7 protein-coding genes and 3 rRNA genes are annotated in these 11,652 nt (G+C 65.0%); 6 read left to right on the forward strand and 4 right to left on the reverse strand.

Annotated elements, in window-relative coordinates:
* Nucleotides 1-9: 9 nt before the first annotated feature.
* From N542_RS0117415 to N542_RS0117445, 6 genes are all read left to right on the forward strand, one after another.
* Nucleotides 10-1,532: ribosomal RNA gene (locus tag N542_RS0117415) — 16S ribosomal RNA — on the forward strand.
* A gap of 558 nt (nucleotides 1,533-2,090) precedes the next feature.
* A 23S ribosomal RNA gene (locus tag N542_RS0117425) occupies nucleotides 2,091-5,235 on the forward strand.
* Between the two features lie 136 nt (nucleotides 5,236-5,371).
* Nucleotides 5,372-5,488: ribosomal RNA gene (rrf, locus tag N542_RS0117430) — 5S ribosomal RNA — on the forward strand.
* The 16S, 23S and 5S rRNA genes sit together here, the layout of an rRNA operon.
* A gap of 81 nt (nucleotides 5,489-5,569) precedes the next feature.
* Nucleotides 5,570-6,601 (forward strand): hypothetical protein, encoded by a 1,032-nt coding sequence (locus tag N542_RS28160; protein ID WP_028645026.1) that lies wholly within the window; start codon nucleotides 5,570-5,572, stop codon nucleotides 6,599-6,601.
* Between the two features lie 54 nt (nucleotides 6,602-6,655).
* Nucleotides 6,656-7,459, forward strand: coding sequence for a PP2C family protein-serine/threonine phosphatase (locus N542_RS25405; RefSeq protein WP_051551989.1), 804 nt, complete (start codon nucleotides 6,656-6,658; stop codon nucleotides 7,457-7,459).
* 191 nt (nucleotides 7,460-7,650) lie between these two features.
* Nucleotides 7,651-8,184, forward strand: coding sequence for a DUF3145 domain-containing protein (locus tag N542_RS0117445; protein WP_051551991.1), 534 nt, complete (start codon nucleotides 7,651-7,653; stop codon nucleotides 8,182-8,184).
* 12 nt (nucleotides 8,185-8,196) lie between these two features.
* On the opposite strand, the gene N542_RS0117450 is transcribed toward N542_RS0117445, so the two are convergent.
* Genes N542_RS0117450 through N542_RS0117465 form a run of 4 tightly spaced genes read right to left on the reverse strand, consistent with a single transcriptional unit; the run spans nucleotide 8,197 to nucleotide 11,642 of the window.
* Nucleotides 8,197-8,601, reverse strand: coding sequence for a hypothetical protein (locus N542_RS0117450; RefSeq protein ID WP_155993181.1), 405 nt, complete (start codon nucleotides 8,599-8,601; stop codon nucleotides 8,197-8,199).
* 47 nt (nucleotides 8,602-8,648) lie between these two features.
* The gene (locus N542_RS0117455) at nucleotides 8,649-10,091 is read right to left on the reverse strand and encodes an acyl-CoA carboxylase subunit beta (RefSeq protein ID WP_028645029.1); all 1,443 of its coding nucleotides are present in this window, start codon (nucleotides 10,089-10,091) and stop codon (nucleotides 8,649-8,651) included.
* Entirely contained in the window at nucleotides 10,091-11,353 is a 1,263-nt protein-coding gene (locus N542_RS0117460) for a beta-ketoacyl-[acyl-carrier-protein] synthase family protein (RefSeq protein ID WP_028645030.1), read from the reverse strand. The genes N542_RS0117455 and N542_RS0117460 overlap by 1 nt, the downstream gene beginning before the upstream one ends.
* Nucleotides 11,354-11,396: 43 nt before the next feature.
* On the reverse strand, nucleotides 11,397-11,642 hold the full coding sequence (locus N542_RS0117465) for an acyl carrier protein (protein ID WP_028645031.1): 246 nt from the start codon (nucleotides 11,640-11,642) through the stop codon (nucleotides 11,397-11,399).
* Between the last annotated feature and the right edge of the window lie 10 nt (nucleotides 11,643-11,652).

The raw sequence follows: 11,652 nt of genomic DNA on the forward strand, positions 1-11,652 counted from the left end.
GTGTTGTTTTCAACGGAGAGTTTGATCCTGGCTCAGGACGAACGCTGGCGGCGTGCTTAACACATGCAAGTCGAGCGGAAAGGCCCTTCGGGGTACTCGAGCGGCGAACGGGTGAGTAACACGTGAGTAATCTGCCCTTGGCTTTGGGATAACTACCGGAAACGGTGGCTAATACCGGATACGACCGATTCCTGCATGGGGGTTGGTGGAAAGTTTTTTCGGCCAGGGATGTGCTCGCGGCCTATCAGCTTGTTGGTGGGGTAATGGCCTACCAAGGCTTCGACGGGTAGCCGGCCTGAGAGGGTGACCGGCCACACTGGGACTGAGACACGGCCCAGACTCCTACGGGAGGCAGCAGTGGGGAATATTGGACAATGGGCGGAAGCCTGATCCAGCAACGCCGCGTGAGGGATGACGGCCTTCGGGTTGTAAACCTCTTTCAGTACCGACGAAGCGCCGATGATGGTGGTGACGGTAGGTACAGAAGAAGCACCGGCCAACTACGTGCCAGCAGCCGCGGTAATACGTAGGGTGCGAGCGTTGTCCGGAATTATTGGGCGTAAAGGGCTCGTAGGCGGTTTGTCGCGTCGGGAGTGAAAACCCAGGGCTTAACTCTGGGCTGGCTTTCGATACGGGCAGACTAGAGGTATGCAGGGGAGAACGGAATTCCTGGTGTAGCGGTGAAATGCGCAGATATCAGGAGGAACACCGGTGGCGAAGGCGGTTCTCTGGGCATTACCTGACGCTGAGGAGCGAAAGTGTGGGGAGCGAACAGGATTAGATACCCTGGTAGTCCACACCGTAAACGTTGGGCGCTAGGTGTGGGGCCTATTCCATGGGTTCCGTGCCGCAGCTAACGCATTAAGCGCCCCGCCTGGGGAGTACGGCCGCAAGGCTAAAACTCAAAGGAATTGACGGGGGCCCGCACAAGCGGCGGAGCATGCGGATTAATTCGATGCAACGCGAAGAACCTTACCTGGGTTTGACATATGCCGGAAAGCTGTAGAGATACGGCCCCTTTTGTCGGTATACAGGTGGTGCATGGCTGTCGTCAGCTCGTGTCGTGAGATGTTGGGTTAAGTCCCGCAACGAGCGCAACCCTCGTCCTATGTTGCCAGCACGTCATGGTGGGGACTCATAGGAGACTGCCGGGGTCAACTCGGAGGAAGGTGGGGATGACGTCAAGTCATCATGCCCCTTATGTCCAGGGCTTCACGCATGCTACAATGGCCGGTACAAAGGGCTGCGATACCGCAAGGTGGAGCGAATCCCAAAAAGCCGGTCTCAGTTCGGATTGGGGTCTGCAACTCGACCCCATGAAGTCGGAGTCGCTAGTAATCGCAGATCAGCAACGCTGCGGTGAATACGTTCCCGGGCCTTGTACACACCGCCCGTCACGTCACGAAAGTCGGCAACACCCGAAGCCGGTGGCCTAACCCTTGTGGAAGGAGCCGTCGAAGGTGGGGCTGGCGATTGGGACGAAGTCGTAACAAGGTAGCCGTACCGGAAGGTGCGGCTGGATCACCTCCTTTCTAAGGAGCACACGCCCCGCACGTTCAGCAACCGGCCAGGTCTTCTGGTCGGTGTGTCTGGGTGGCATTGGTGGTGTTCACTAGTGGAATCGTCGATGATGCTTTGCCCGTTGGGGCTGTCTCTTCTCAGTACTACCTGTCCAGCTTGCTGGTGGGTGTGGAACCTGGAGGGGTGGTCGTGGGGGGTGGGGTTGACACACTGTTGAGTCCTGAGGCATCAGCCGTCAGGCTGGTCTCTTTGGCCCTCCAGGACCGTGTCGTCACTGTGTGGCGGTGTGGCTTGGGTGGGTGTGGATCTTGTGAACTGGATAGTGGACGCGAGCATCTTTGCGTCAACCGTGTGCCTCTTCTGGGTGCTGGTCTTTCTCTGCCTCGTGAGGGGTGGGGGTGGGTCGGGCTTGGTGGGGGTGTGAGCCCTGTCTGTAGGCGGGGGTGGTTGACGCGAATTTTTAAAGCGACAGCCTCTGTGCTGTGCCCCGTGAGTCCATGGGGTGTGGTGCTGTAGACAGAGGGGCTGTTGTTTGTCTGAATCTTTGTAGTTTTTGTTGAGTGTTTGTGCGACAAGCTATGAAGGGCACATGGTGGATGCCTTGGCATCAAGAGCCGATGAAGGACGTAGGAGCCTGCGATAAGCCCTGGGGAGTTGGCAACCGAGCTGTGATCCGGGGGTGTCCGAATGGGGGAACCCAGCACGAGTCATGTCGTGTTACCCACGCCTGAATATATAGGGTGTGTGGAGGGAACGCCGGGAAGTGAAACATCTCAGTACCGGTAGGAAGAGAAAACAAAAGTGATTCCGAGAGTAGTGGCGAGCGAAATCGGATGAGGCTAAACCTTGCGCATGTGATACCCGGCAGGGGTTGTGCGTGGGGGGTTGTGGGACCACTCTGATCGGTCTGCCGGCCGGTCGAACAGTAAGAAAAGCTGGTTGAAGTTGAAGTCCATTGGAAAGTGGCGCCGTAGAGGGTGATAGCCCCGTAAGTGTAAGTCCAGCTCTGTTGAGTGTCATCCCAAGTAACACGGAACCCCTGAAATTCCGTGTGAATCTGGCGGGACCACCCGTTAAGCCTAAATACTCCTTGATGACCGATAGCGGACAAGTACCGTGAGGGAAAGGTGAAAAGTACCCCTGGCGGGGAGTGAAATAGTACCTGAAACCGTGTGCCTACAATCCGTCAGAGCCCGGCTGGCCCCCTCTTTGCAATGGGGTTGTTGGGGTGATGGCGTGCCTTTTGAAGAATGAGCCTGCGAGTTTGCGGTGTGTTGCGAGGTTAACCCGTGTGGGGAAGCCGTAGCGAAAGCGAGTCCTAATAGGGCGTCTGAGTAGCACGCTCAAGACCCGAAGCGAAGTGATCTATCCATGGGCAGGTTGAAGCGCGGGTAAGACCGCGTGGAGGACCGAACCCACTTAGGTTGAAAACTGAGGGGATGACCTGTGGATAGGGGTGAAAGGCCAATCAAACTTCGTGATAGCTGGTTCTCCCCGAAATGCATTTAGGTGCAGCGTCGCGTGTTTCTTGCCGGAGGTAGAGCACTGGATAGCTAATGGGCCCTACAAGGTTACTGACGTTAGCCAAACTCCGAATGCCGGTAAGTGAGAGCGCGGCAGTGAGACAGTGGGGGATAAGCTCCATTGTCGAGAGGGAAACAGCCCAGACCATCAGCTAAGGCCCCTAAGCGGTGACTAAGTGGAAAAGGATGTGGAGTCGCAGTGACAACCAGGAGGTTGGCTTGGAAGCAGCCACCCTTGAAAGAGTGCGTAATAGCTCACTGGTCAAGTGATTCCGCGCCGACAATGTAGCGGGGCTCAAGTCATCCGCCGAAGCTATGGCATTCATGCGTTAACTCGGCCACGAATGTGGTCCAGGTGTGTGGATGGGTAGGGGAGCGTCGTGTCGCGAGTGAAGCTCCGGAGTGATCCAGGGGTGGACGCGACACGAGTGAGAATGCAGGCATGAGTAGCGAATCACGGGCGAGAAACCCGTGCGCCGAATGATCAAGGGTTCCAGGGTCAAGCTAATCTGCCCTGGGTAAGTCGGGACCTAAGGCGAGGCCGACAGGCGTAGTCGATGGACAACGGGTTGATATTCCCGTACCGGCAAAGTAGCGCCCATGACGAACCCGGTGATGCTAACCACCCAAAGCCTTGGTGACCGATCCCTTCGGGGTGAGGCGCCTTGGTGGAGCGTGGGACCCGATCCGGTAGTAGTCAAGCGATGGGGTGACGCAGGAAGGTAGCCCAACCTCAGCGATGGTTGTCTGGGGGTAAGCATGTAGGGGAGACGATAGGCAAATCCGTCGTCTTGTGTTCGATCACGGCCCTGAGATGTGATGCCGAGCCCGTATGGGTGAAGTGGGTAATCCTATGCTGTCGAGAAAAACCTCTAGCGAGCTACGCGCCGCCCGTACCCCAAACCGACTCAGGTGATCAGGTAGAGAATACTAAGGCGATCGAGCGAACCATGGTTAAGGAACTCGGCAAAATGCCCCCGTAACTTCGGGAGAAGGGGGGCCGGATACGTGAACCACCTTGCGTGGGGAAGCGTTGAAGGCCGCAGAGACCAGGCCCAAGCGACTGTTTACTAAAAACACAGGTCCGTGCGAAGTTGTAAGACGATGTATACGGACTGACTCCTGCCCGGTGCTGGAAGGTTAAGGGGACCGGTAAGACACTTCGGTGTCGAAGCTGAGAACTTAAGCCCCAGTAAACGGCGGTGGTAACTATAACCATCCTAAGGTAGCGAAATTCCTTGTCGGGTAAGTTCCGACCTGCACGAATGGAGTAACGACTTGGGCGCTGTCTCAACCATGGACTCGGCGAAATTGCAGTACGAGTAAAGATGCTCGTTACGCGCGGCAGGACGGAAAGACCCCGGGACCTTTACTATAGTTTGGTATTGGTGTTTGGTTCGGCTTGTGTAGGATAGGTGGGAGACTGTGAAGCATTCACGCCAGTGGATGTGGAGTCAACGTTGAAATACCACTCTGGTCGTACTAGATGTCTAACCTAGGACCATTATCTGGTTCAGGGACAGTGCCTGATGGGTAGTTTAACTGGGGCGGTTGCCTCCTAAAATGTAACGGAGGCGCTCAAAGGTTCCCTCAGCCTGGTTGGCAATCAGGTGGCGAGTGTAAGTGCACAAGGGAGCTTGACTGTGAGACAGACATGTCGAGCAGGGACGAAAGTCGGAACTAGTGATCCGGCGTCGGCATGTGGAAGCGGCGTCGCTCAACGGATAAAAGGTACCCCGGGGATAACAGGCTGATCTTCCCCAAGAGTCCATATCGACGGGATGGTTTGGCACCTCGATGTCGGCTCGTCGCATCCTGGGGCTGGAGTAGGTCCCAAGGGTTGGGCTGTTCGCCCATTAAAGCGGCACGCGAGCTGGGTTTAGAACGTCGTGAGACAGTTCGGTCCCTATCCGCCGCGCGCGCAGGAAACTTGAGAAAGGCTGTCCCTAGTACGAGAGGACCGGGATGGACGAACCTCTGGTGTGCCAGTTGTCCCGCCAGGGGCACGGCTGGTTGGCTACGTTCGGAAGTGATAACCGCTGAATGCATCTAAGCGGGAAGCACGTTTCAAGATGAGGTTTCCCACCGGGTAACCGGGTAAGGCCCCCAGCAGAACACTGGGTTGATAGGCCGGAGGTGTACAGCAGCAATGCCTAGCCGACCGGTACTAATAGGCCGAGGGCTTGTCACACAAACCCTCAACAAAAACCTACAACGCGCAGACGAACACACATGTTCGCGTCCACTAACCACACAAGAGCAAACTCAATACAGAGCTTGGTCAAGCCCCACGTGCACACCCCGTGGCCGGCTTGCACCGCAAGAGTTACGGCGGCCATAGCGAAAGGGAAACACCCGGTCCCATCCCGAACCCGGAAGTTAAGCCTTTCAGCGCCGATGGTACTGCAACCGAGAGGTTGTGGGAGAGTAGGACGCCGCCGGACATACACTCAGTAGTAGAGGCCACCGTAAGGTGGCCTCTACTCATTTCAGCACCTTTCGTGAGACAACCAGGAGCACCCGCCGTGGCCGAGCAACGTCGCACCCAGCGCCCGTCAAGTGACGGACCCCGCCGAGGCGGCGGTCGCCCCACGGGCGGCAAGCCGCAGTCCGGGGGAAAGCCGACGTCGGGCGGGAAGCCCGCCTCCGGCGGCAAGCCTGCCTCGGGCGGCAGCCGGGACAAGTCGGCGAAGTCGAACGAGCGCTCCACCAAGTGGACCCCCGACGAGGCGCGGTCCACCGGCAGGGGCTCGTCGCGGAGCACGGGTCGCCCGCCGGGTGGTGGCAAGGGTCCCGACCGCAACCGGTCCGGTCGACCCGAGCGCTCCTCGGCGCCGCGCGCCGGCCGCGACCAGGCCGAGCGGACCGCCGACCAGGCCGTCTACGACGGTCCCGACCTGCCCGCCGAGATCAGCGGTGCCGAGCTCGACCACTCTGTGTCCGCCCAGCTGAAGGGGCTCCCCGAGAAGCTCGCAGCGCGCGTCGCGCGGCACCTCGCGGCCGCCGGAACCCTGATCGACTCCAACCCGGAGCTGGCCTACCAGCACACCATGGCGGCTCGGGCCCGCGCGCCGCGGATCGCAGTCGTGCGCGAGGCGACCGGCGAGGCGGCGTACGCGGCGGGGCACTACGCCGAGGCGCTGGCCGAGCTGCGGGCCGCGAAGCGGATGAACGGCGCGACGGCGTACCTGCCGATCATGGCCGACTGCCACCGCGCCCTGGGCAAGCCCCAGGACGCGCTGAAGCTCGCGAAGAGCCCGGGCGTCGCCAACTTCGGACCTGAGGCGAAGGCCGAGATGACGATCGTCGAGGCCGGTGCGCGACGCGACCTGGGTCAGCTCGATGCCGCGCTCCGCACGCTCGAGCTCGCCCCGCTGATGTCCAAGACCCGGGCGCCCTGGGTGGTGCGGCTGCGCTACGCGTACGCCGACACCCTGGTGGCCGCCGGCCGCGAGCAGGACGCGCTGGCATGGTTCCACCGCACCTACTCCATCGACTCCGACGAGCTGACCGACGCCGCGGAGCGCGCCGAGGCCCTGGAGAAGCAGCTCGGCTGAGGTTTCCGAGCGGCGGACCGGGGCAGGATCGCAGCGATCGCGCCAGGAGGTCGGATGCTGCGTTTCTCGGGAGCCGGGGTCAGTGACGTCGGTCGGGTCCGTCCTCACAACGAGGACTCGGGCTTCTACGGTCCGTACGTGGCCGTGGTCGCCGACGGCGTCGGCGGTGCGGCGGCCGGCGAGGTTGCGTCGGCCACCGCGGCGTACGTCGTCGCGGCCAACGCACTCGCGCGGTGCGGTGAGGATCCCGTCGACGTGCTGGTGCGCGGCGTCGAGGACGCCCATGCCAGCCTCCGGGCCGGGGTGGCCGCCGATCCCGACCGCGAGGGGATGGCGACGACGCTCACCGCCGTCGTGACGGACGGGCGGCGGGTGGTGCTCGGCCACGTCGGCGACAGCCGTGCCTACCTCTTGCGTGACGGCGGGCTGCGCCAGATCTCACAGGACCACACCTACGTGCAGAGCCTCGTGGACACCGGGCAGCTGGACCCTGCGGAGCGGTTCGGCCACCCGTGGAGCAACATCGTGCTCCGCTCGCTCGATGCCGGTGCCGAGCAGTCCCTGGACGTCACCGAGCTCCACGTCCGGGTCGGCGACCGGCTGCTGCTGTGCAGCGACGGGCTGAGCGACCTCGTGCGCGACGACCGGATCGCCGACGTCCTCCAGCTCTCGGACCCGCACTCCGCGGCCGCGGTGCTGACCCAGTCGGCGCTGCTGGCCGGTGGCAAGGACAACATCACCTCGGTCGTGCTCGACGTCGTCGACGGCCCGCCGGTGGTGGGCGACGGTCGTCTGCTCGGCGCGCTGGCCGACGTCGCCAACATCGTCGACCCGGGGTCGGTGCGGGTGACGCACTGACACCGCGCGGCGCTCTGTCGCACCGGTGGGGCAGAGCGGTGGGCGACGGTCCGCACGCAGGCGTGTCGGGACGGGCCGAACGCTGGCATTCTCGGGTCCCATGGGCCACAATGGCTCCACAACTACACGCGTGTCACTCACACCTTGTCATCTCCGGGAGACCGCTGGGGAAGGCGCATCTCGCGCCGGAGATGAAGGAGGACCCGGTGACTGCACGCACTGCAACCCGTACTGCAACGAGGGGCGTCCTGTACGTCCACTCCGCGCCGTCCGCGCTGTGCCCGCACATCGAGTGGGCGGCGGGCGGCGTGCTAGGCATGCCCGTGAGCCTGGACTGGACGCCGCAGCCGGCGCAGTCGGGCGCCTATCGTGCCGAGCTGTCGTGGACCGGCGCGACCGGCTCGGCCGCGGCGATCGCCTCCGCGCTGCGTGGCTGGAACCACCTCCGGTTCGAGGTCACCGAGGAGGCGACCGCCGCCTCGGAGGGCTCGCGCTACTCCTTCACCCCGGAGCTCGGCGTCTTCCACGCCGTGACCGGCCTGCACGGCGACATCATGATTCCGGAGGACCGGCTCAAGGCCGCGGTCGTCAAGGCCGCCCTGGGCGACACGACGCTGCTCAACGAGATCGACAAGCTCCTGGGCAAGCCGTGGGACGACGAGCTGGAGACCTTCCGGCACGCCGGTGACGGTGCGCCGGTCCGCTGGCTGCACCAGGTCGTCTGACTCGAGACCCGCTCAGGGCCGCCTGAGGCGGAACCGGGTGGGCTCCAGCCAGATCTGGTGCTCGTCCCCGGTCGCGGTGTACCAGTGCAGCAGCGCCCGGACGGTGAACGTCCCCGGCCGGGTCGAGTAGCGACAGACCCGGAAGTGGCTCCGCAGGTGGGCCGGGTCCGAGTCGGACAGGAACATCCCCGAGGCGATGCGCTCGCGCCGGGGATCGCGCAGGAAGGTCTCGAGCGCCCAGTCGTCCGTCGGCGGCGTCACCCGGTAGTCGTAGCGGTAGTCGTGGCACCCCCGATGCAGGGTCCCGCTGCGAGCGGTCGTCCGGCCGAAGTCGGCGCGCTCGCCCGTCGCCGGCGCGGCCGCGAGTCCGACGACGAGCATCGTCGCCGCCACGGAGCCGGCGACACGTGTGACCACGGTCATACGTGCCCAACGCACGGCTCCGGGCGGGGGTTACGCCGCGGTCAGAGCGGGATGTTGCCGTGCGCACCGCGTCGTACGCCGACGGACTGCACCGCGTCCCCGATCGCCTGCGCGATCGCCGACCGGGTGCGGACCGGAGCGACGACCTCGTCGACGACCCCGATCTCGACGGCCTTGTCGACGCCGCCGGCGATGCGCTCGTGCTCGGCGGCCAGCTCGGCCTCGACCTGCGGCCGGATCTCGGGGGAGACCTCGGCGAGCCGGCGACGGTGCAGGATCCGGATCGCGGCGACCGCGCCCATGACCGCGACCTCGGCGCCGGGCCAGGCGAAGACCTTGGTGGCACCGAGCGAGCGGGAGTTCATCGCGATGTAGGCGCCGCCGTACGTCTTGCGGGTCACCAGGGTGACGCGGGGGACGACGCACTCACCGAAGGCGTGCAGCAGCTTGGCGCCGCGGCGTACGACGCCGTCCCACTCCTGACCCACGCCGGGCAGGTAGCCGGGGACGTCGACCAGGACGATGAGGGGCACGCCGAACGCGTCGCACATCCGCACGAAGCGCGAGGCCTTCTCCGCGGACAGCGAGTCGAGGCAGCCGCCGAGGCGCAGCGGGTTGTTGGCCACGACGCCGACCGTGCGGCCACCGAAGCGGCCCAGGGAGGTGACGATGTTGGGCGCCCAGCGGGCGTGCAGCTCCTGGGAGCTGCCCTCGTCGAGGACGGACTCGACCAGCGGGTGGACGTCGTACGCGCGCTTCTTGGACTCGGGCAGCAGCGCCTCGAGGTCGCGGTCCTCGACGTCGCCGACGACCAGGCTGCCCTGGTCGCCGAGCAGCGAGGCGACGGTGCGGGCGCGGTCGAGGGCGTCCCGCTCGGAGTCGGCGAGGATGTGCACGACGCCGGAGCGGCGACCGTGCGGCTCCGGGCCGCCGAGGCGGAGCATGTCGACGTCCTCGCCGGTGACGGAGCGGACGACGTCGGGACCGGTGACGAAGATCCGGCCCTCGGGTCCGAGGATCACGACGTCGGTGAGAGCGGGACCGTACGCCGCGCCGCCGGCCGCAGGCCCGAGCACGACGGAGATCTGCGGGATCTTGCCGGAGGCCTGGGTCATCACCTGGAAGATCCGGCCGACCGCGTGCAGCGAGAGGACGCCCTCGGCGAGCCGCGCGCCGCCGGAGTGCCAGAGACCGATGATCGGCACCCGGTCGGTCATCGCCCGGTTGTAGGCGTCGACGACCACGCGGCAGCCGAGGTCGCCCATCGCGCCGCCCATGACGGTGGCGTCGGAGCAGAAGGCGACGGCACGGGTGCCGTCGACGGTGCCGAGGGCGGCCAGCATGCCGGAGTCGTCGTCGGGGGTGATCAGCTCGAGGCTGCCCTCGTCGAAGAGCGCGGTCAGGCGGTGCACCGGGTTGCGCGGGTCCTCCTCGCGGGGGAGCTTCGCGGGCTTGGCGGTGCGCGGCGTCGCGGTGGCCGTCATCAGGCGGACCCGAAGATGACGGCGACGTTGGCGCCGCCGAAGCCGAAGGAGTTGTTGAGCCCGGCGATGTCGCCGAGCGGCAGGTCGCGCACCTTGGTGGCGATGTCGAGCTCGACCTGCGGGTCCTGGTTGTCGAGGTTGATCGTCGGCGGGGAGATGCGGTGGTGGAGCGCGAGGACGGTGGCGATCGCCTCGAGCGCGCCGGCACCGCCGAGCAGGTGCCCGGTCATGGACTTCGTGCTGGTGACCACCACGTCGGTGGCGTGCGCACCGAGGGTCGCGTGCAGCATCAGACCCTCGGCGATGTCGCCCTGCGGGGTCGAGGTCGCGTGCGCGTTGACGTGGGCGATCGTGGTGGGGTCGATCTCCGACTCCTGCAGCGCCCGGACGATCGCGCGGGAGCCGCCACGGCCGGCCGGGTCGGGCTGGGCGATGTCGTGGGAGTCGGCGGTGATGCCGGCGCCGAGGACGGTCGCGTAGATGCGCGCCCCCCGGGCCACGGCGTGCTCCTCGGACTCCAGCACGAGCACACCGGCGCCCTCGCCGAGGACGAACCCGTCACGTGCGGTGTCCCAGGGGCGGGAGACCGCGGTCGGGTCGCCGCCCTCCTCGCCGCTGGCGGTCTTGGAGAGCGCCATCATGTTGGCGAAGGCGGCCATCGGCAGCGGGTGGATCGCCGCCTCGGTGCCACCGGCGACGACGACGTCGGCGCGGCCGAGCCGGATCTGGTCGATCGCCAGTGCGATCGCCTCGTTGCCGGAGGCGCACGCGGAGACCGGCGTGTTGACCGCCGCGCGCGCCCCGACGTACAGGCTGATGTTCGCTGCCGGAGCGTTGGGCATCAACATCGGCACGGCCAGGGGAGAGACCCGACGAGGGCCCTTCGCCTTGAGCGTGTCGTAGTTGTCGAGCAACGTCGTGACACCACCGATGCCGGAGGCCATGGCGACGCCGACCCGTTCGCCGTCGAGGTCGCCGGACTCCTGGACGACGTCGAGGCCGGAGTCGGCCCAGGCCTCCATGGCAGCGACCATGGCGAACTGGGAGGAGCGGTCGAGCCGGCGGGCCTTGACCCGCTCGAGGACCTCGGTCGGCTCGACCGCGATCCGGCCGGCGATCTTGACCGGCATCCCCTCGACCCACTCATCGGTCAGGTACCGCACGCCGGAGCGCCCGTTGATCAGGGCGTCCCAGGTGCTCGGCACGTCACCCCCGACGGGGGACGTGGTCCCGATACCGGTGACGACGACTCGCTTCGACATGGTGCTCCTTGTTGTCCGGCAGGTGTCTCGACAGCGACGTGGCTCAGGCCTGGGCGCGCTCGATGAAGGCGACGGCGTCGCCCACGGTCTTGAGGTTCTTCACCTCGTCGTCGGGGATGGAGACGCCGAACTTCTCCTCGGCAGCGACGACGACCTCGACCATGGACAGCGAGTCCACGTCCAGGTCGTCCACGAAGGACTTGTCGAGCTGGACGTCGTCGGCGTCGATGCCCGCGACCTCGTTGACGATCTCGGCGAGGTCGGCGCGGATCTCTTCGGTGGTAGCCATCTGGCGGTTC

The organism is Nocardioides sp. URHA0020 (assembly GCF_000620705.1).
Lineage (GTDB): Bacteria > Actinomycetota > Actinomycetes > Propionibacteriales > Nocardioidaceae > Nocardioides.